Genomic DNA, 21,786 nt, shown 5'->3' with positions numbered 1-21,786 from the left:
CCACCGTACCGCCTCCCGCAGCGGCTGTGCGGGGAGCGATGTCGTGTTCACTGAGGGCTGCAAACATCAAGTCCCCCCGTTCTGTTCCGTATCCTGTGCCCGGTTCTTCCCGGGCCGTTCGCCGGAAAGCTGCTGAAGCAGCAGTTTGAGCACGCTCCGTACACTCTCCATACGGATTTCCGCTCGATCGCCGTTCAACCTCAGCTCGGCCACTTTCTCCTCGCCGTTCGGTCCAGCGACCGCCACGAAGACCTTGCCGACGGGCTGTCCGTCCTGCGGATCCGGGCCGGCGACGCCGGTGGTCGCCGTGCCCCAGTGGGCACCGAGCGCCCGGCGCACGCCGCGCGCCATCTGCAGCGCCACCTCGGCATCGACGGCGCCGCGCTCGGCGAGCAGCGTCCCGTCCACACCCAGGAGCTGTTCCTTCAGGTCGGTCGCATAGCTGGTCACGGAGCCGCGGAAGACCTTGGAAGCGCCGGGTACGACCGTCAGCTCGGCGGCCACCAGACCGCCGGTCAGCGACTCCGCTACGGCTAGTGTCTCACCGCGCGCAAGCAACTGACGCATCACTGCCTCGGCCCCGGGCGTCATCGTGGCGGCTCCTCGTGGCGGAGCTCCCCCGCGCGTACCTCCGCCTCCGTACCGTGCCGGCGCCCGGCCGCGACCTCCGCCGCCAGGGCCGCCCCGGGCCGCCCGGCGGGCTCACCGCCCACCGCCGGCCCGGTCCCCAGGGGCTCGGTCCCCACCGGCCCGGTCTCCACGGGCTCGCTCCCCGCGCTCTCGGCTCCCGCGCTCTCGGCCCCCGCGGGCCCGGCCGCCCCCGCCGGGCGCCCCTGCCGCAGCCCGCGCTGCCGCAGGACTATGGCACGTTTCACATAGTCGAGACCGGTCAGCACGGTGAGCGCCACGGCGATCGCCATCACCCAGAAGCGGAGCGACGCCAGGGGCCCGGTCAGCGCCAGGACGTACATGCCGACCGCGGTGCCCTGCGCCAGCGTCTTCAGCTTGCCGCCGCGGCTGGCCGGAATGACCCCGTAGCGGATCACCAGGAAGCGCAGCAGGGTGATGCCGACCTCCCGGCCGAGGATGACGCAGGTCACCCACCAGGGGAGCTCGCCGAGCGCGGAGAGGCAGATCAGGGCGGCGCCCATGATCGCCTTGTCCGCGATCGGGTCGGCGATCTTCCCGAAATCCGTGACCAGGTCGTAGGTGCGCGCGAGGTGCCCGTCGAAGAGGTCAGTGATCATGGCGATGGCGAAGGCCGCCCAGGCGAGCGACCGCCAGGCCGGGTCATAGCCGCCGCCGGCCATCATCAGGGCGATGAAGCCCGGCACGAGCAGCAGCCGGATCATCGTGAGCAGATTGGCGACGTTCCACAGGCTGGCCTGGTCGACGGCCGCAGCGCCCAGCTTTCCCCCGGGCGCCGGCCTGCCGGAACCGCCCGTGGCGGATGCCGGGACTCCGGTCATCTGCCCGCCTCCTCGGTACCCACGCCGCCGTCGATGACCTCGGCCATCAGGTCGACCCCCTCGGTGCCGACCACCTTGGCCACGACCATACGGCCGACGGCGGGCCGCGCACCGTTCCTCGCGGCGGCTTCGCCACCGGTGAACAGGACCTGACCGTCCGTCTCCGGCGCCTGGTGCGCGGCGCGGCCCGTGGCGGGCTCGGTGCCGTCCGCGGAGCCCGCCGACTCCACCAGCACCTCGATGGTCTCCCCGAGGCGCTCCTCCGCGCGCTGGACGGTGAGCTCCTCGGCCAGGCGGGAGATGTGCGCGAGGCGCTCGGCCACTTCGTCCTCCCCCAGCTTGCCGTCGAAACCGGCGGCTTCCGTGCCGTCCTCGTCGGAGTACCCGAAGACGCCGATGGCATCCAGCCGCGCGGCGGTGAGGAAGCGCTCCAGCTCGGCGACGTCGGCCTCGGTCTCGCCGGGGAAGCCGACGATGAAGTTGGACCGCACGCCCGCCTGGGGCGCCCGGCCCCGGATCCGCTCGAGCAGTTCGAGGAACCGGTCGGTGTCGCCGAACCGCCGCATGGCGCGCAGCACGCCGGGCGCGGAGTGCTGGAAGGAGAGGTCGAAGTAGGGGGCGACCTTCTCGGTGGACGTGAGGACGTCGATCAGGCCGGGGCGCATCTCGGCCGGCTGGAGGTAGCTCACCCGCACCCGCTCGATGCCGTCCACGCCCGCCAGCTCGGGCAGCAGCGTCTCCAGGAGGCGGATGTCGCCGAGGTCCTTGCCGTACGAGGTGTTGTTCTCGGAGACGAGCATGACCTCCTTGACGCCCTGCTCGGCCAGCCAGCGGGTCTCGGCGAGGACGTCGGAGGGGCGCCGGGAGATGAAGGAGCCCCGGAAGGACGGGATGGCGCAGAAGGTGCAGCGGCGGTCGCAGCCGGAGGCGAGCTTGACGGAGGCGACCGGTGAGCTGCCGAGTCTGCGGCGCAGCGGAGCCCGGGGGCCGGAGGCGGGGGCGAGGCCGGGCGGGAGGTCCGCGGGGGCCTGCTCGGCGGCCTGCTGCCCGGTCAGATCCGGCTCGGCACCCGGGGCAGGGGCCCCGGTGGCCGGGGCGGGGGCCCCGCTGGCCGGGGCGGCGGCCTGCCCCGGGGAGGTCTTCGGGGTGGCCGCCGGGCCGTGTCCGGGCAGTGCGACGCCGGAGCCCGCCCGCTGCCGCTCCACGGGGCTGACGGGGAGCAGCTTGCGCCGGTCGCGAGGAGTGTGGGAGGCGTGGATGCCGCCGCCGAGGATGGTCGTCAGGCGGTCGGAGATGTCCGCGTAGTCGTCGAACCCGAGGACGCCGTCCGCTTCGGGGAGGGCGTCGGCCAGCTCCTTGCCGTACCGCTCGGCCATGCAGCCGACGGCGACGACGGCCTGGGTCCTGCCGCGCCCCTTGAGGTCATGGGCTTCGAGGAGCGCGTCCACGGAGTCCTTCTTGGCGGCCTCCACGAAGCCGCACGTGTTGACCACGGCGACGTCCGCGTCCTCGGCGTCCTCCACGAGCTGCCAGCCGTCCACCTCCAAGCGGCCTGCAAGCTCCTCCGAGTCCACCTCGTTACGGGCGCAGCCGAGTGTGACGAGAGCGACGGTGCGGCGTTCAGGCATGCGCTCAGGTTACTTCGTCGCACCGGCAGTACCCGCCCCCAGGGCGCCGGGGTCGTGCGGAACGCGCTGTTCACCGCCGGTCAGCCGACCTCCGGATCGCCCTTGGTGTACGACAGGCGCCCCACCTGACCGGGCCGGAACTGGTTGTCGATCTTCTTGCCGTTCACGAAAAGCTCGACGGAGCCGGCGTTGCCGACGATGAGGTCGATCTTCTCGCTGTCCTGGAAGGTCTTCTTCTGGCCCTTCTGGAGGGTGCCGTCGAAGAGCAGTTGGCCGTTGTGGTCCTTGGCCGAGACCCAGCTGCGGCCCTGCGCGGCGTTGATCATGACCGTCACCTTGTCGCGCGGGGCGGCGGCGATGGCGCTGTCGGAGGGGCCGGGCTTGGGCGCGGCGGGCTTGGCGGGGTGGTGCGGCTTGGCAGCGGGCTTGCTCGCGGCCGGGTTGGCACCCTCGGCGGCCTGTGTTCCGGAACTGTCCGCGGGGGTGTTCCCCTGGAAGAGCGTGAAGCCGACGAAGCCGATGACGACGACGATGGCGGCGACCATGGCGGCGGTCCAGTTGGGGCTCCGGCGCTCGGGACGGATCCGCTCGGCCTCGAAGAGGGGCGTGGCGGGCGTGGGCGCCTCCTGGGCGCCGTACTCGGCGTCGTACCGCTCCAGCAGCGGCTCGGGGTCGAGGCCGACGGCGCGGGCGAGGGTCTTGATGTGGCCCTTGGCGTAGACGTCGCCGCCGCACCGGCTGAAGTCGTCCTGCTCGATCGCCTGAACGATCGGGATGCGCACCCGGGTGGCGGTACTGATGTCGTCGATGCTCAGTCCGGCGTCGAGCCGGGCACCCTGGAGGGTGCGGCCGATGGCGCTGGCGTCCAGGGGGCGGTCGTCCTCCAGGAGGCCGTCGCCGGCGTCCCGCGGGAGCTCGCCGGCGTCCCGCGGGAGCTCGTCGCCGTGCGGCGGGAGCTCGTCGGCCGCCAGGAACTCATCGTCGTCGTCCGACAGGAGGGGAGTCCGCTCCGCGGGCGGACTCTCGCCGGCCCGCTGGTGGACGTTCTCGGTCGCCGGACGAGCGCCGCCTTCCGGGCGGCGGTCCTCTTCGTCCGGCATACGGTCGTTTTCGGCCGTTGCACGGCCTTCTTCCGCCGAGCGGCGGCCTGTTTCAGGGGAGTTGCCGATGGACACGGGGGCGCCTTTCGAGCGTGTAGCCACCTGCTGGGGGTTCAGTTTATTGGGGGTGCAAAAGGGCGGGGCAACCGGGCGAGAGGGTTTTATACGCTATCCGGATGGGGCTTTTCCCCGATGGGGGAAGCCGATGATGCGCCTCTCCTCAACTTGACGTATACCGAAGCGAAACGGTTGCCCCACGCCCCTGGCGACTCGGCGGGCGCACGGCTCGACCGGGTGCTCCCGAGTGCCCTGCGCACCTGATTCCCCATGGGCGCCACCACGTCCCTCCGGAGCTGCGGTGAGGCGTCGCGGCTTCGGGGGCCGCACAGGTGCCGCGTCGCGTGTGCGCCGACTCGTGCGCCGTGTGCGACCCGCCGTCCGTCGCGAGCGCTGGTTTCGCTCCCTAGGGTTGAGCTTCCCCGCGGATCACGGCGAGCACTCCATCAAGCTCGTCGGCCTTCACAAGAACGTCACGTGCCTTGGAGCCCTCGCTGGGGCCGACGATGTTCCGGGACTCCATGAGGTCCATGAGCCGCCCGGCCTTGGCGAAGCCGACACGGAGCTTGCGCTGGAGCATCGAGGTGGAGCCGAACTGGGTGGAGACGACGAGTTCGGCGGCCTGGCAGAGCAGGTCGAGGTCGTCGCCGATGTCCTCGTCGATCTCCTTCTTCTGCTTGGAGCCGACGGTGACGTCGTCCCGGAAGACCGGCGCCATCTGGTCCTTGCAGTGCTGGACGACCTGGGCGACCTCCTCCTCGGTGACGAAGGCGCCCTGCATACGGGTCGGCTTGCTGGCGCCCATCGGCAGGAAGAGCCCGTCACCCTTGCCGATCAGCTTCTCGGCGCCCGGCTGGTCGAGGATGACGCGGCTGTCGGCGAGCGAGGAGGTGGCGAAGGCGAGCCGGGAGGGGACGTTCGCCTTGATCAGGCCCGTGACGACGTCCACCGAGGGCCGCTGGGTGGCGAGCACCAGGTGGATGCCGGCCGCGCGGGCGAGCTGGGTGATGCGCACGATGGCGTCCTCGACGTCCCGGGGCGCGACCATCATCAGGTCCGCCAGCTCGTCGACGATCACGAGCAGGTACGGGTACGGGTGCAGCTCGCGCTCGCTGCCCTCCGGCGGTTTGATCTTGCCGCTGCGCACGGCGGCGTTGAAGTCGTCGATGTGCCGGTAGCCGTAGGCGGCGAGGTCGTCGTAGCGCAGGTCCATCTCGCGGACGACCCACTGGAGAGCCTCGGCGGCGCGCTTGGGGTTGGTGATGATCGGGGTGATCAGATGCGGAATGCCCTCGTAGGCGGTGAGTTCGACGCGCTTGGGGTCGACCAGCACCATGCGGACGTCCTCGGGGGTCGCGCGCATCATGATCGAGGTGATCAGGCAGTTGATGCAGGACGACTTGCCGGAGCCGGTGGCGCCCGCCACGAGGACGTGCGGCATCTTGGCGATGTTCGCCATCACATAACCGCCCTCGACGTCCTTGCCGAGCGCCACCAGCATCGGGTGGTCGTCCTCGGCCGCGTCCGCGAGGCGCAGCACATCGCCCAGGTTGACCATTTCCCGGTCGGTGTTGGGGATTTCGATGCCGACCGCGGACTTTCCGGGAATGGGGCTGATGATCCGCACGTCGGGGCTGGCGACCGCGTAGGCGATGTTCTTGGTGAGCGCCGTGATGCGTTCGACCTTCACGGCCGGGCCGAGTTCGACCTCGTAGCGGGTGACCGTGGGCCCGCGGGTGAAGCCGGTCACGCGGGCGTCGACCTTGAACTCGGTGAAGACGGTGGTGAGGGACGCGACCACCGCGTCGTTGGCGGCGCTGCGCGCCTTTCCGGGGCCGCCGCGCTCCAGGAGGTCAAGGGAGGGCAGCGCATAGGTGATGTCGCCGGAGAGCTGGAGCTGCTCGGCGCGCGGGGGCAGGGCGCGCGGCTCGTCGGGGGCGGACTTGGTCAGGTCGGGCACCGCACCGGACCCGTCTCCCGGGCCCGAACCCGCTCCGGTGCCGTCGGGGGCGCCCGGGCCCGACGCGGCCGGGGTGTCCTGGTCGGCCTTGGTGAGCCGGGCGCGGGCCGCCGGCACCGGTGTGGTCTGGCCCGGCCGCTGGTCCACGGTGACGCCCTGGGTGAGGTCGGCCACCAGCGGCGAGGGCGGCATGCCGTGCAGGACGGCGCCGTCGAGCGCGGCGGCGGCCGCCGCGGCCACGTCCACCGGGTCCATGGGCCGCCCCGTGCCGGCCGGGCGGTCCGTGCCCGCCGCGGGCTCCGTGCCGGCGCCGGCCGGGGCCCTGCGTCCCTTGCGGCGCCTGGAGAGCGCCTGCTCCTCCGCCTCCTCGTGGTCGTACGGCTCCGCGGGCGCGCCGCGGCGGCGGGAGCGGGGCAGCGCCTCGCGCCACTGCTCCTCGTACCGGGCGTCGTCGCCCTCGTAGGCGGCCTCCTCGGCGGCGTCCTCGCCGGGGTCGGGGTGCACGATGCCGAGCCTGGTGCCGAGCAGCCGCAGCCGCTGGGGGATGGCGTTCACGGGGGTGGCGGTGACCACCAGCAGGCCGAAGACGGTGAGCAGCACCAGCAGCGGCACCGCGAGGACGTCGCTGAGGGTGTGGCTCAGCGGGGTGGCCACGGCCCATCCGATGAGGCCGCCGGCGTCCCGGATGCCCTGCATTCCGTCGCTGCGGGCGGGCGAGCCGCAGGCGATGTGCACCTGTCCGAGGACGCCGACGACCAGGGCGGAGAGCCCGATCACGATGCGGCCGTTGGCCTCGGGGCGCTCGGGGTGCCGGATGAGGCGGATGGCGATGGCGGCGAGGAGGATCGGCACCAGCAGGTCGAGCCGGCCGAAGGCGCCGGTGACCAGCAGCTCGACCAGGTCGCCCACGGGGCCGTCCAGGCTGGACCAGGTGCCTCCCGCGACGATCAGCGCGATGCCGAGCAGCAGCAGCGCGAGGCCGTCCTTGCGGTGCGCGGGGTCCAGGCCCTTGGCGCCGCGCCCGATGCCGCGGAAGAGGGCGCCCACGGTGTGGGCGGTGCCCAGCCACAGGGCGCGCACCATGCGGTAGACGCCCCCGGTGGGGCTGGGTGCCGGCTTGGGCGCGGCCTTCTTGGCGGGGGCCTTCTTCGCCGGAGACTTGCGGGCGGGCGCCTTCTTCGCCGCGGCCTTCCGCCCGGAGCCCGGTGCGGCCTTCTTCGCCGTGCCCTTCGCCGGCGCGGCCGCCTTCTTCGCGGGCGTCTTCTTGGCTGCGGACTGACGTGAGGCCATGGGGGTGAGATTACCGCCGTGGGCCTCGGTGGACACGTGTGCCCACGCTTCACCCGTTCGTGTCGCCCCCGGCGAGAGAGGAGGCTGACGGCCTGTCAGGCGCCCGTGTGGCGGCCGCGCCGGGCGGCATGGGCAGCGAGGCCGCCCCGGGCTCCACGAGGCGCTCAGGGCGCCACGAGACGCCCGGACGCCACGAGGTGCCCGTGGATACTGCAAGACGCCCTGAACACACTGCGACAAGACGCCCTGAACTTCGCAAGGCGCCCCCGGAGAGCTTCGCGGACACCGTGAGACGCCCGGACGCCCGGAGGCGTTCCGGAGAGGTGCCAGTCGAGTGCGGTACCCCGGATACCCCGGATGCCCCGGACTACGCGGGCGCCCTGGAAAGATGCCGGACACAGTGAGGGGCCCCGGACTCCGGGGGCGCCCCGGTGCCCCAGGTGCGCGGAGTCGCGAGGGTTTACCTTTCGCCGCCCGGGGTCCGGCCCGTCGGCCGGTGGGGAGTCTCCCGCCAGCGGGCGCGCCCTTGGCCGTCCGGGAGCGGTGTCCGGGAGCGGTGCCCGGAAGCGACGTCAGTTCTGCGAGGGCAGCGGCGGGGCGCCGTTGCCCGTGCCCGGCTCCAGGGCGTCGAGCGCCCGCCGCAGGCCGGTGAGCTTGCGCTCCAGGTGGGCGGCGGTGGCCACGGCGGAGGCGTCCGCAGAGTCGTCGTCCAGCTGCTTCGACAGGGCCTCGGCCTGCTCCTCGACCGCGGCGAGACGGGCCGACAGCTCCGCGAGCAGCCCGGCGGGCTCCTTCGCGTCCCCCACGGGTGACTTGCCGCTGCCTTCGAGCTGGAGGCGGAGCAGGGAGGCCTGCTCGCGCAGCTGGCAGTTCTTCATATACAGCTCGACGAACACCGAGACCTTGGCGCGCAGCACCCAGGGGTCGAAGGGTTTCGAAATGTAATCCACCGCGCCGGCCGCGTAGCCGCGGAAGGTGTGATGCGGGCCATGATTGATGGCGGTGAGGAAGATGATCGGGATGTCGCGGGTGCGCTCGCGGCGCTTGATGTGCGCCGCCGTCTCGAATCCGTCCATACCCGGCATCTGGACATCCAGCAGGATCACTGCGAAATCGTCCGTGAGCAGTGCTTTGAGCGCTTCCTCCCCGGACGACGCCCGCACCAGTGTCTGATCGAGCGCAGAGAGGATGGCCTCCAGCGCCAGCAGATTCTCCGGCCGGTCGTCGACCAGGAGGATCTTGGCCTTCTGCACCATGGCCCGCCCTCCTCGCCCCGGCATGGGGCCTCCCCTGTCCAAAGGACTCGGGGCGACACCGGGCGCCGCCCCGGGGGACGACTCCCTTACGCCGTCCGTCCTTGTGCCGGTCATCGTAGCCGCACCCCGCCTGTCGCCACACCCTGTCACTGCCATGTCACCGTGCATGGATCACAGCACACTGCGGAAACGCGGGGCGAGACCAAAAGGTTCCCCGATTACCGCAGTTCTACACGGCGCCGGAGCGGATCAAGGCTACAACTTTGCCACCTGTGAACGTACGCCAGTCAGCCCTCGCTCATCCACCTCCGCATCACCGACAGCAGGTGGTCGGGATCGACCGGCTTGGTGACGTAGTCGGAGGCGCCGGACTCGATCGCCTTCTCCCGGTCGCCCTTCATGGCCTTCGCGGTGAGGGCGATGATCGGCAGGCCCGCGAACTGCGGCATCCGCCGGATGGCGGTCGTCGTGGCGTACCCGTCCATCTCGGGCATCATGATGTCCATCAGCACCACGGCGACGTCGTCGTGCTGCTCCAGCACCTCGATGCCCTCCCGGCCGTTCTCCGCGTACAGCACGGCCAGACCGTGCTGCTCCAGGACGCTGGTGAGGGCGAACACATTGCGGATGTCGTCGTCGACGATGAGCACCTTCTCACCGTCGAACACGGCGGCCCCCCACTCCTCGGGGCCGGCCTCCCGCTCCGCGCCCGCCTCGGCACGGGGATCCTGGGGACCGTCCACGCCGTCCGGCGCGTGCGTGCCGTCCTCGTCGGCCTTCACGTGCTCCTCGGCCGGGGGGAGCTGCGGGATGGTCCTGCGACGGCGCCTGAAGAGCGCGGCGGGCCCTGACTGGGAGTCCTGGTACGACTTCACCTCGGGGGGCGTGTCCGGGTCCTCCACGGCCGTCAGGGTGTCGCCCGGCTCGATGGACGGGGCGAGCTGGGCGTAGTCGGTGGTCAGTTCACTCGGGTGCATCGGCAGGTACAGCGTGAACGTGGAGCCGCGGCCCGGTTCGCTCGCGGCGTTGATCTCGCCGCCGAGCAGCCGGGCGATCTCCCGGCTGATGGACAGTCCGAGGCCGGTGCCGCCGTACTTCCGGCTGGTGGTGCCGTCGGCCTGCTTGAACGCCTCGAAGATCACCCGCATCTTGCTGGCCGCGATGCCGATGCCGGTGTCCGTGACGGAGAACGCGATCAGCTCGGCGTCCGGGTCGCTCAGCGCGCCGGTCTCCAGCAGTTGTTCGCGGATGGCCACGGGCACGTCGGCGCCGGCGGTCCTGATGACCAGCTCCACCGCTCCCGAGTCGGTGAACTTCACCGCGTTCGACAGCAGGTTGCGCAGCACCTGGAGCAGCCGCTGCTCGTCGGTGTGCAGCGTCGCGGGCAGCTCCGGCGAGACCCGCACGGAGAAGTCGAGTCCCTTCTCCGCGGTGAGCGGCCGGAAGGTGGCCTCCACGTAGTCCACCAGCTGGACGAGCGAGATCCGCGTCGGCGAGACGTCCATCTTGCCCGCCTCGACCTTCGTCAGGTCCAGGATGTCGTTGATGAGCTGCAACAGGTCGGAGCCGGCGCCGTGGATGGTCTCCGCGAACTCGACCTGCTTCGGGGAGAGGTTCCCCTCGGCGTTGTCGGCGAGGAGCTTGGCCAGGATCAGCAGGGAGTTGAGCGGGGTGCGCAGCTCGTGCGACATGTTCGCGAGGAACTCGCTCTTGTAGCGCATCGACACGGCCAGTTGCTCCGCCCGCTCCTCCAGGACCTGGCGGGCCTCCTCGATCTCGGTGTTCTTCACCTCGATGTCGCGGTTCTGCTGGGCGAGCAGTTCGGCCTTCTCCTCCAGCTCGGCATTGGACTCCTCCAGCGCCTTCTGCCGGTTCTCCAGCTCGGCGGAGCGCTCCCTGAGCTGCTCGGTCAGCTCCTGGGACTGCTTCAGCAGCACCTCGGTCTTGGTGTTGACGCTGATGGTGTTGACGCTCGTCGCGATCATCTCGGCGATCTGGTTCAGAAAGTCCTTCTGGATCTGGGTGAAGGGCTGGAACGAGGCCAGCTCGATGACGCCGAGCACCGTGCCCTCGAAGAGCACGGGGAGCACGATGACGTGCGCGGGCGGCGCCTCACCGAGCCCGGAGGCGATCTTCAGGTAGCCCGGTGGCACGTTCTCCACCAGGATCGTCCGCCGCTCCTTGGCGGCCGTCCCGATCAGCGTCTCACCGGGCTTGAAGGACGTCGGCATGGAGCCCATCGAGTAGCCGTAACTGCCGAGCATCCGCAGCTCGTAGGCGTCGTCGGAGGCCGTCGCCAGGTCCTGGGCGTCGTCCGTGGGCAGCGCCAGGAAGAACGCGCCGTGCTGCGCGGAGACCACCGGCGTCAGCTCGCTCATGATGAGGGAGGCGACGTCCTCCAGGTCCCTGCGGCCCTGCATCAGGCCGGAGATGCGGGCCAGGTTGCCCTTCAGCCAGTCCTGCTCCTTGTTGGCGATGGTGGTGTCCCGCAGGTTGGCGATCATCGTGTTGATGTTGTCCTGCAGGACCTGGATCTCGCCGGCGGCGTCCACGTCGATCTTCAGGTTGAGGTCGCCGCGGGTCACCGCGGTGGCCACGGCCGCGATCGCGCGCACCTGACGGGTGAGGTTGCCGGCCATCTCGTTCACGGACTCGGTCAGGTCGCGCCAGGTGCCGTCCACGTCCCGCACCCGGGCCTGGCCGCCGAGCTGGCCCTCGGTGCCCACTTCGCGGGCCACCCTGGTGACCTGCTCGGCGAAGCTGGAGAGCTGGTCGACCATCGTGTTGATGGTGGTCTTCAGTTCCAGGATCTCGCCGCGGGCGTCGATGTCGATCTTCTTCGTGAGGTCGCCCTTGGCGATCGCGGTGGTGACCATCGCGATGTTGCGAACCTGGCCGGTGAGGTTGGACGCCATCGAGTTCACGGACTCGGTGAGGTCCTTCCAGGTGCCCGAGACGCCGGGCACCCGCGCCTGGCCGCCCAGGATCCCGTCGGTGCCCACCTCGCGGGCCACCCGGGTCACCTCGTCGGCGAACGACGACAGCGTCTTCACCATGGTGTTGACGGTGTCCGCGAGCTGGGCGACCTCGCCGCTGGCCTCCACGGTCACCTTCTTGGTCAGGTCGCCGTTGGCGACCGCGGTGGCGACCTGGGAGATGTTCCGCACCTGGCTGGTCAGGTTCTTGGCCATCAGGTTGACGTTGTCGCTGAGGTCCTTCCAGATGCCGGTGACCCCCGGCACCCTGGCCTGACCGCCCAGGTTGCCCTCGGTGCCCACCTCGCGGGCCACCCGGGTCACCTGTTCGGCGAAGTTCGAGAGCTGGTCCACCATGGTGTTCACGGTGGTCACCAGTTCCAGGATCTCGCCCTTGGCGTCGACGGTGATCTTCTTCGACAGGTCGCCCATGGCGACCGCCGTCGTCACCTCTGCGATGTTCCTCACCTGGATGGTGAGGTTGTTGGCCATGAAGTTGACGGACTGGGTGAGGTCCTTCCAGGTGCCGGAGACGCCCTGCACCTCGGCCTGGCCGCCGAGGATGCCCTCGGTACCCACCTCACGCGCCACCCGGGTGACCTGCTCCGCGAAGTTCGAGAGCTGGTCGACCATGGTGTTCAGGGTGTTCTTCAGCTCCAGGATCTCGCCCCGGGCGTCCACGCCGATCTTCTGGGACAGGTCGCCGCGGGCCACCGCGGTCGCCACCTGGGCGATGTTGCGCACCTGCGCGGTGAGGTTCCCGGCCATGCCGTTCACCGAGTCCGTCAGGTCCCGCCAGACACCCGCCACGCCCGGCACCTGCGCCTGGCCGCCCAGCCGGCCCTCCGTGCCGACCTCGCGGGCGACCCTCGTCACCTGGTCGGCGAACGCGGAGAGCTGGTCGACCATCGTGTTGATGGTGTTCTTGAGCTCCAGGATCTCGCCGCGCGCGTCCACGTCGATCTTCTGGGACAGGTCGCCGCGCGCGACGGCCGTGGTGACCTGGGCGATCTGCCGCACCTGCGAGGTCAGGTTGCCCGCCATGAAGTTGACGGAGTCCGTCAACTCCTTCCAGGTACCGCTGACGCCGTCCACCCGGGCCTGGCCGCCGAGGCGGCCCTCCGTGCCCACGTCCCGGGAGATCCGCGTCACCTGGTCGGCGAAGCTGGAGAGCTGGTCCACCATGCTGTTGACGGTGTTCTTCAACTGGAGCATCTCGCCGGAGACGTCCACGGTGACCTTCTGCGACAGGTCGCCGTTGGCCACCGCCGTCGTCACCTGGGCGATGTTGCGGACCTGTCCTGTGAGGTTGCGGAAGGCCGTGTTCACCGAGTCGGTGAGGTCCTTCCATGTGCCCGCGGCGCCCGGCACCTGCGCCTGGCCGCCCAGCTCGCCCTCGACGCCGATCTCCCGCGCCACCCGGGTGACTTCCGCACCGAACGAGGAGAGCCAGTCCACCATCGTGTTGACGGTGTTCTTCAGCTCCAGCATCTCGCCCGCGACATCGACGGTGACCTTCTGCGACAGGTCGCCGTTCGCCACCGCCATCGTCACCGTGGCGATGTCCCGCACCTGAGTGGTCAGATTCCGGAAAACCGTGTTCACCGAATCGGTGAGGTCCTTCCACGTGCCCGCCGCACCGGGCACATTCGCCTGGCCGCCCAGCCGGCCCTCGGCACCGACCTCGTTGGCGACGCGGGTGACCTCGTCGGCGAAGGTGCGCAGCGTCTCCGTCATCTGGTTGATGGTCTCGGCGAGCTGGGCCACCTCGCCGCGTGCGCTGACCGTCACCTTCTGCGACAGGTCGCCGTTGGCGACGGCCGTGGTGACCTGCGCGATACCGCGCACCTGCGCGGTGAGGTTGCCGGCCATGAGGTTCACCGAGTCGGTGAGGTCCTTCCACACCCCGGCCACACCCGGCACCCGGGCCTGGCCGCCCAGCTCGCCCTCGGTACCCACCTCGCGTGCGACCCGCGTCACCTCGGACGAGAACGACGAGAGCTGGTCGACCATCGTGTTGACGGTGTTCTTCAGCTCCAGCATCTCGCCGGCCACATGAACCGTGACTTTCCTGGACAGATCACCCCGCGCCACGGCGGTGGTGACGAGAGCGATGTCACGGACCTGGGCGGTGAGCCGTTCCGCCATGGTGTTGACGGAGTCCGTGAGGTCCTTCCAGGAACCCGACATGCCCCGCACCCGGGCCTGCCCGCCGAGCTTGCCCTCCGTACCCACCTCGCTGGCCACTCTGGTGACCTCGTCGGTGAACGTGGAGAGCTGGTCGACCAGGTTGTTGACGGTCCGGCCGACCTTCAGGAACTCGCCCCGCAGCGGCCGGTCGCCGCCGTCCGGCGAGGGCGTGCGCAGCTCCATCCGCTGTTCGAGGTCGCCCTGGGCCACGGCCGTGAGCACTCTGCCGACCTCGGACACCGGGCGCACCAGGTCGTCCACCAGCGCGTTCGACGCCTTGATGGCGGCCGCCCAGGAGCCCTCACCGCCCCCACCGTCCAGCCGCTCCGTGAGTTTCCCCTCACGGCCCACCACACGCCGCACCCGGGACAGCTCGCCCGTCAGATGGAGATTGCGCTCGGCGACCTCGTTGAACACGGCGGCGATGTCGGCCATGACGTCGTCACCCGAGACCGTGAGGCGTTTACGGAAGTTGCCGTCACGCATCGCCACCAACGCCGCGAGCAACTTGTGCAGGGCAGCCGTATCCACGGCGGTTGTCCCGTTTTGCCGCGATGTACGCGGTTTAGTTGGGGACTGTCCGCCTTGTGCGCGCGTGTTCCGCGTCGCTGCGCCAGACTCCACCGTGTCCCTCCCGCAGGGGTCGACCTTTTGCTCGGGCTCTCTTGAAGCTCGTTCTCAGAAGACTGTTCTCTCTTGAAGCGTGCCCAGTGTTTCACCCTTGCGGAACCAGGCCATAACAGTTCGGCAGCTTCCCACACCCTCCGCACACCCTCTGGACGGAAACTCTTACGGGCGGCATCCGCACAGACGGCGAAGGTAAGTAACCTGGCATGCGGCTGTCCAACCATGCCGGGTGCCGGGCTGGGCGGAAGCACGAGTACGAGCGGGTATCGGAGGGGCGGCCGCACCATGACCACCGGAGTGCACCTGCCCGGGGGACAATCCCCGGACCGGCCTGACGACGGGACCGGCCGAAGGCAGAGGCACATCGAGACCCGGACGAGGAGTTCTGTGATCACCGCGCGCGCGGCCGCCACCTTCGAACCCGTGGGGCGCTCCGTCGCCACGGCCCGCTCCTTCGTGCGCGACACCCTGCAGGGCTGGGGCCTCACCGACATCGCGGACGACGCCGTGGTCCTGACCAGTGAACTCGTCACCAACGCCGTCGTCCACGCCGGCACCTCCGCCGAAGTGCTCTGCCTGCGCGCCGCCGACGGAGTGCGCATCGAGGTCGCCGACCGCTATCCGGAGCGCGAGGTGCCCGTCCAGCACTCGCCCGTGGACATGGGCAGCCCCGACAGCGAGGGGGGCCGCGGCCTGCAGCTGTGTGCCGCGCTCGCCAGCCGCTGGGGCGTCGAGTACTCCCGCACCCACAAGCAGGTGTGGTTCCAGCTCACCTCCCCCGAACGCCCCGTCGGCACTCGTACCGCGGGACCACCGCTGCCGGTGAACCTTCTGCCGCTGACCGACGGCCGGGTCCGCGTCGCCGTCGCCCAGATCGACCGCACGGGCTCCCTGACCGCGTGGAACGAGGACGCCGAGGAGCTCTTCGGCTACCCGGAGGAACAGGTCGTCGGCAAGCCCCTGACCGACTTCGCCGCCTGGCCGCACACCCCGGGCACCAGCACCGGGGTAGCCGACGCCCTCCAGCTCTCCCGCTGGGAGGGCAGCTACGGCATCCGCAGCGCCTCCGGCCGGGTCGTCCCCGTCTACGCCTCGCACCTGCGCGTCCGGGACGCCGACGGCGAGCCCTCCACCGTCTGCCTGCTGGTGCGCGACCACGAGCGGGCCGTCCTGCAGACGCCGCTGCGTCCGCCGTCGTCCGACCCCGCGGTGAGCGCCGAGGGCCAGGCCGCCGACCCCTTCGAGGTCTTCATCGGCTCCCCCGCGCCGGACGACCTGGACGGCCTGCTCCAGCGCACGGTCGAGCGCGCCCGGGACATGCTCGACGGCGACGCCGCGTTCCTGCTGCTGGCCACGGACGACGAGACGGAGCTGGAGGTGCGCGCCTCCACGGGCCTGCCGTCCGCGCGCCAGAGATTCGCCCGGGTGCCCGTGGAGGCCGGCCACGGCCGTTTCGGAACGGCCCGGATGCCCGCCGTCCACGAGGACCTGTCCGTCGTCCAGGGCGCCGTCCCGCTGCTCGACGGGACGGGCATGCGCTCCGTCGTGACCGTGCCCCTGAAGGTGGAGGGCCGCCTCACGGGCTCCCTGGGCGTGGCCGCGGAGGCCCCGGCCCGGTATTCGAACGAGGAGGCGCTGCGGCTCCAGTTCGCCGCGGACCGCATCGCCCTCGCCGTGGAGTCGGCCCGCCTGGGCGAGTTGGAGCGGCTGCGCCGCGGCTCCCTGTCCTTCCTGGTGGAGGCCTCCGACCTGCTCGCCGGCACCCTGGACCGCGACCAGACTCTCGCGCTGATGGCGCAGATGACGGTGCCCACGCTGGCGACGTGGTGCGCGGTCTACACCATCGCCGACCAGTCCTCCGAGCCCGACCTCTCCTATGTGCTGCACGAGGACGAGGAGCGCATCGACGGCCTCAAGGAGCTGCTGTCGAAGATCGTCCCGCCGGACCCGGTGCCCACGCCCGGCGCGCGGGTCTGGAAGGCGCCCGCGGAGGCGGCCCACCAGGCGGCACTGCAGAGGTCGCTCAGGAACATCGACCTCAGGGAGCCGGCCACGGTCTCCTCCGGCATCGGGACCACCCTGGCGACGGCGTCCGCGGTCGGCGGCGAGACCGTCGTCCTGCCGCTGGTCGCCCGCAACCGTGTGATCGGGATGCTGACGCTCGGCAAGCCCTCCGACGACCATTTCCGCCAGGAGATCCTGGAGCTGGCCGAGGACCTGTCACGCAGGGCGGCGCTCGCGCTGGACAACGCCCGGCTGTACTCGGAGCGCACCGCCATCAGCCAGTCCCTGCAACGCAGTCTGCTGCCGCCGGAGCTGCCGGAGGTGCCCGGTGTGGAGGTCGAGGTCATCTACCGCGCGGCGGGCGAGGGCAACGAGGTCGGCGGCGACTTCTACGACCTCTTCCCCATCTCCGACGGCGCGTACGGCTTCGCCATCGGCGATGTCTGCGGCACGGGCCCCGAGGCGGCGGCGGTCACGGGTCTCGCCCGCCATGCGCTGCGGCTGCTGGCCCGTGAGGGGTTCGGCGGGCCCGCCGTCCTGGAGCGACTCAACGCCGCCATCCTGGACGAGGGCGCGCGCAGCCGGTTCCTGACCCTGCTGTACGGGGAGTTGTGGCCCCAGGAGGATGGCAGTGCGCTGCTGAAGGTGGTCTGCGCCGGCCATCCGCTGCCCCTGCGGCTGCGTCAGGACGGCTCGGTGGAGCCGGCGGCGGAGCCTCAGCCGCTGCTGGGCGTCATGGAGGATCTCGACCTCTACGAGCAGACGGTGACGCTGGATCCGGGCGATGTCCTGCTGTGCGTCACGGACGGCGTGACGGAGCGCCGCGAGGGCACCCGCATGCTCGGCGACGACGGCCTCACGGACGTCCTCACCACCTGCACGGGCCTGACCGCCGGCGCGGTGGCGGCCCGCATCCTGCGTGCGGTGGAACGCTTCGCTTCCGACGCTCCCTCGGACGACATGGCCATCCTGGCGATGCGGGTACCGGAGCCGCCGTCCGTGTGACCGGGCCGTCCGCGCGGGGCGCGCCGGTTGCGGCGCCGGTACCCGTGCCGGCGGGTCGCGGGCGGGTGGCCCGCGACCCCGTGGCCGGTCTAGGCGGGCTGGAGGAGGCCGCCTAGGGCGTTGCAGACGGAGATGGTACGGCGGATGTCCCGGTGACCGAGGGCCGCGTCCACGGGCATGGCGAGTGTCTCGTCGGCGGCGCGTTCCGTCTCCGGCAGGCTTATGTCGCGACGGAACCGTGGCAGCCGGTGCACCGGTGTCTTCACGGGGACCTGGCAGGCGATGCCGCGGGCGCGCAGGGCACGGGCGAAGGCGTCGCGGTCGGGCCGCCCGTTCCCCGGCACACGGACGACGTACTGCTCGTAGGTGTGTCCGGGGCAGCCGGCGGGGGTGAGCACACCGGTGAGGCGCTCGTTCAGCAGCTCGGCGTGCGCGCGGCGCTGGGCGATTCCGTCGAACGCGGCGTCGCGTTCGGTCTGTTCCAGCACAAGGAGGGCGTGCTTCCGGCCGATGTCGTGCAGCCGCGCAAGGTCGCAGGGATGCCCGAAACGGTGCACGGCGATCACACCGGCGGTGCGCGCGTTCACGGCGGCGGCCACGGCGCCGGGATCGAGACAGTAACTCGCCGGGTCGATGTCGGCGAAGACGGGGAGGGCCCCGGCTCGGGCGACGGCCTCGGTCGCCTCGATATTTCCGAATGCGGGAACGATGACCTCGTCGCCCGCTCCGATACCTGCCGCACGCAGCAGTTCAAGAGTCCCCATATGACGGATGGTGGCCTCGGTACGTGAACGGCGCGTAAAGAGGGGGCAAATGAAAATGGTCCCGGAACCGAAGTTCCGGGACCATTTTCAAAAGGAGTTCGGCGGCGTCCTACTCTCCCACAGGGTCCCCCCTGCAGTACCATCGGCGCTGTAAGGCTTAGCTTCCGGGTTCGGAATGTAACCGGGCGTTTCCCCCACGCTATAACCACCGAAACACACACCACCAACCACAACCCCCGCCAACCAAGACGGACTAGCGTGATTGTTCGTGGTTTCAGAACCAACACAGTGGACGCGAGCACCTGAGGACAAGCCCTCGGCCTATTAGTACCAGTCACCTCCACACCTTGCGGTGCTTCCAGACCTGGCCTATCAACCCAGTCGTCTACTGGGAGCCTTACCCCATCAAGTAGGTGGGAGCCCTCATCTCGAAGCAGGCTTCCCGCTTAGATGCTTTCAGCGGTTATCCCTCCCGAACGTAGCCAACCAGCCGTGCCCTTGGCAGGACAACTGGCACACCAGAGGTTCGTCCGTCCCGGTCCTCTCGTACTAGGGACAGCCCTTCTCAAGACTCCTACGCGCACAGCGGATAGGGACCGAACTGTCTCACGACGTTCTAAACCCAGCTCGCGTACCGCTTTAATGGGCGAACAGCCCAACCCTTGGGACCGACTCCAGCCCCAGGATGCGACGAGCCGACATCGAGGTGCCAAACCATCCCGTCGATATGGACTCTTGGGGAAGATCAGCCTGTTATCCCCGGGGTACCTTTTATCCGTTGAGCGACGGCGCTTCCACAAGCCACCGCCGGATCACTAGTCCCGACTTTCGTCCCTGCTCGACCCGTCAGTCTCACAGTCAAGCTCCCTTGTGCACTTACACTCAACACCTGATTACCAACCAGGCTGAGGGAACCTTTGGGCGCCTCCGTTACCCTTTAGGAGGCAACCGCCCCAGTTAAACTACCCATCAGACACTGTCCCTGATCCGGATCACGGACCCAGGTTAGACATCCAGCACGACCAGAGTGGTATTTCAACAACGACTCCACGAACACTGGCGTGCCCGCTTCACAGTCTCCCACCTATCCTACACAAGCCGAACCGAACACCAATATCAAACTATAGTAAAGGTCCCGGGGTCTTTCCGTCCTGCTGCGCGAAACGAGCATCTTTACTCGTACTGCAATTTCACCGGGCCTATGGTTGAGACAGTCAAGAAGTCGTTACGCCATTCGTGCAGGTCGGAACTTACCCGACAAGGAATTTCGCTACCTTAGGATGGTTATAGTTACCACCGCCGTTTACTGGCGCTTAAGTTCTCAGCTTCGCCCACCCGAAAGTGAGCTAACCGGTCCCCTTAACGTTCCAGCACCGGGCAGGCGTCAGTCCGTATACATCGCCTTACGGCTTCGCACGGACCTGTGTTTTTAGTAAACAGTCGCTTCTCGCTGGTCTCTGCGGCCACCCCCAGCTCACACCGCACGGGCGATCACCAGGAATGGCCCCCCTTCTCCCGAAGTTACGGGGGCATTTTGCCGAGTTCCTTAACCATAGTTCACCCGAACGCCTCGGTATTCTCTACCAGACCACCTGAGTCGGTTTAGGGTACGGGCCGCCACAAAACTCGCTAGAGGCTTTTCTCGACAGCATAGGATCATCCACTTCACCACAATCGGCTCGGCATCAGGCCTCACCCACAAGCCAGGCGGATTTACCTACCTGACGGGCTACACCCTTACCCCGGGACAACCACCGCCCGGGATGGACTACCTTCCTGCGTCACCCCATCACTCACCTACTACCAGCTCGGGCCACCGGCTCCACCACTCCCCTTCACCCGAAGGCTCCAGGGCGGCTTCACGGGCTTAGCATCACTGGATTCAATGTTTGACGCTTCACAGCGGGTACCGGAATATCAACCGGTTATCCATCGACTACGCCTGTCGGCCTCGCCTTAGGTCCCGACTTACCCTGGGCAGATCAGCTTGACCCAGGAACCCTTAGTCAATCGGCGCACACGTTTCCCACGTGTGAATCGCTACTCATGCCTGCATTCTCACTCGTCAACCGTCCACAACTACCTTCCGGTGCTGCTTCACCCAGCAGACGACGCTCCCCTACCCATCACGATCTCCGTTAAGAGTAATATCGCAATGACACGACTTCGGCGGTGTGCTTGAGCCCCGCTACATTATCGGCGCGGAATCACTAGACCAGTGAGCTATTACGCACTCTTTCAAGGATGGCTGCTTCTAAGCCAACCTCCTGGTTGTCTCTGCGACTCCACATCCTTTCCCACTTAGCACACGCTTAGGGGCCTTAGTCGATGCTCTGGGCTGTTTCCCTCTCGACCATGGAGCTTATCCCCCACAGTCTCACTGCCGCGCTCTCACTTACCGGCATTCGGAGTTTGGCTAAGGTCAGTAACCCGGTAAGGCCCATCGCCTATCCAGTGCTCTACCTCCGGCAAGAAACACACGACGCTGCACCTAAATGCATTTCGGGGAGAACCAGCTATCACGGAGTTTGATTGGCCTTTCACCCCTAACCACAGGTCATCCCCCAGGTTTTCAACCCTGGTGGGTTCGGTCCTCCACGACCTCTTACAGCCGCTTCAACCTGCCCATGGCTAGATCACTCCGCTTCGGGTCTTGAGCACGCTACTCCACCGCCCTGTTCGGACTCGCTTTCGCTACGGCTCCCCCACAACAGGTTAACCTCGCAACATGCCGCAAACTCGCAGGCTCATTCTTCAAAAGGCACGCAGTCACGAGAATGAAGCAAACTCCATTCCGACGCTCCCACGGCTTGTAGGCACACGGTTTCAGGTACTATTTCACTCCCCTCCCGGGGTACTTTTCACCATTCCCTCACGGTACTATCCGCTATCGGTCACCAGGGAATATTTAGGCTTAGCGGGTGGTCCCGCCAGATTCACACAGGATTTCTCGGGCCCCATGCTACTCGGGAAACAAACAAGTGAGCCGCTGACATTTCAGCTACGGGGGTCTTACCCTCTACGCCGGGCCTTTCGCATGCCCTTCGCCTACATCAACGGTTTCTAACTCACCCAACAGCCGGCAGACTGCTGAAGCTCGCTCCCACAACCCCCTGAACGCAACCCCTGCCGGGTCTCACACGCTCAAGGTTTAGCCTCATCCAGTTTCGCTCGCCACTACTCCCGGAATCACGGTTGTTTTCTCTTCCTGCGGGTACTGAGATGTTTCACTTCCCCGCGTTCCCTCCACATACCCTATGAGTTCAGGTATGGGTGACAGCCCATAACGACTGCCGGGTTTCCCCATTCGGACACCCCCGGATCACAGCTCGGTTGACAGCTCCCCGGGGCCTATCGCGGCCTCCCACGTCCTTCATCGGTTCCTGGTGCCAAGGCATCCACCGTGCGCCCTTAAAAACTTGGCCACAGATGCTCGCGTCCACTGTGCAGTTCTCAAACAA

At 68.8% G+C, this 21,786-nt stretch carries 9 protein-coding genes and 2 rRNA genes; 1 reads left to right on the top strand and 10 read right to left on the bottom strand.

The window, feature by feature from the left end; genetic code table 11:
- Window positions 1–66: 66 nt before the first annotated feature.
- The 7 genes from ACSMXW_RS28000 to ACSMXW_RS27970 all read right to left on the bottom strand — a co-directional run bounded on the left by ACSMXW_RS28000 (window position 67) and on the right by ACSMXW_RS27970 (window position 14,549).
- Window positions 67–591, bottom strand: a complete 525-nt coding sequence (locus tag ACSMXW_RS28000; protein ID WP_485800307.1) for a CinA family protein — start codon at window positions 589–591, stop codon at window positions 67–69.
- Entirely contained in the window at window positions 588–1,469 is an 882-nt protein-coding gene (gene pgsA / locus ACSMXW_RS27995; protein ID WP_485800306.1) for a CDP-diacylglycerol--glycerol-3-phosphate 3-phosphatidyltransferase, read from the bottom strand. Before pgsA ends, ACSMXW_RS28000 begins: the two co-directional genes overlap by 4 nt.
- Window positions 1,466–3,097 (bottom strand): 30S ribosomal protein S12 methylthiotransferase RimO, encoded by a 1,632-nt coding sequence (gene rimO / locus ACSMXW_RS27990; protein WP_485800304.1) that lies wholly within the window; start codon window positions 3,095–3,097, stop codon window positions 1,466–1,468. Before rimO ends, pgsA begins: the two co-directional genes overlap by 4 nt.
- An 80-nt stretch (window positions 3,098–3,177) precedes the next feature.
- Window positions 3,178–4,197: a RodZ domain-containing protein gene (locus ACSMXW_RS27985; RefSeq protein ID WP_485800302.1), complete on the bottom strand. Its 1,020-nt coding sequence runs from the start codon at window positions 4,195–4,197 to the stop codon at window positions 3,178–3,180.
- A 463-nt stretch (window positions 4,198–4,660) separates the two neighbouring features.
- Window positions 4,661–7,504 (bottom strand): DNA translocase FtsK, encoded by a 2,844-nt coding sequence (locus ACSMXW_RS27980; RefSeq protein ID WP_485800301.1) that lies wholly within the window; start codon window positions 7,502–7,504, stop codon window positions 4,661–4,663.
- A 572-nt stretch (window positions 7,505–8,076) separates the two neighbouring features.
- A complete protein-coding gene (locus ACSMXW_RS27975; RefSeq protein WP_485800300.1) occupies window positions 8,077–8,760 on the bottom strand; it encodes a response regulator in 684 nt (227 codons plus the stop codon).
- Between the two features lie 287 nt (window positions 8,761–9,047).
- Entirely contained in the window at window positions 9,048–14,549 is a 5,502-nt protein-coding gene (locus ACSMXW_RS27970; RefSeq protein ID WP_485800298.1) for a HAMP domain-containing protein, read from the bottom strand.
- A gap of 288 nt (window positions 14,550–14,837) precedes the next feature.
- Between ACSMXW_RS27970 and ACSMXW_RS27965 the strand changes: the two genes are divergently transcribed.
- Window positions 14,838–17,561, top strand: a complete 2,724-nt coding sequence (locus tag ACSMXW_RS27965; RefSeq protein ID WP_485800296.1) for a SpoIIE family protein phosphatase — start codon at window positions 14,838–14,840, stop codon at window positions 17,559–17,561.
- Between the two features lie 89 nt (window positions 17,562–17,650).
- Here ACSMXW_RS27965 and ACSMXW_RS27960 read toward each other — a convergent pair whose 3' ends face one another.
- The 3 genes from ACSMXW_RS27960 to ACSMXW_RS27950 all read right to left on the bottom strand — a co-directional run bounded on the left by ACSMXW_RS27960 (window position 17,651) and on the right by ACSMXW_RS27950 (window position 21,750).
- The gene (locus ACSMXW_RS27960) at window positions 17,651–18,310 is read right to left on the bottom strand and encodes a DegT/DnrJ/EryC1/StrS family aminotransferase (RefSeq protein ID WP_485808363.1); all 660 of its coding nucleotides are present in this window, start codon (window positions 18,308–18,310) and stop codon (window positions 17,651–17,653) included.
- 111 nt (window positions 18,311–18,421) lie between these two features.
- Window positions 18,422–18,538: ribosomal RNA gene (gene rrf / locus ACSMXW_RS27955) — 5S ribosomal RNA — on the bottom strand.
- 91 nt (window positions 18,539–18,629) lie between these two features.
- Window positions 18,630–21,750 (bottom strand): 23S ribosomal RNA (locus ACSMXW_RS27950).
- Window positions 21,751–21,786: the final 36 nt, after the last annotated feature.

This window comes from Streptomyces sp. DSM 116793 (assembly GCF_057320905.1).
This window is presented reverse-complemented; position numbering and strand designations above follow the sequence as displayed.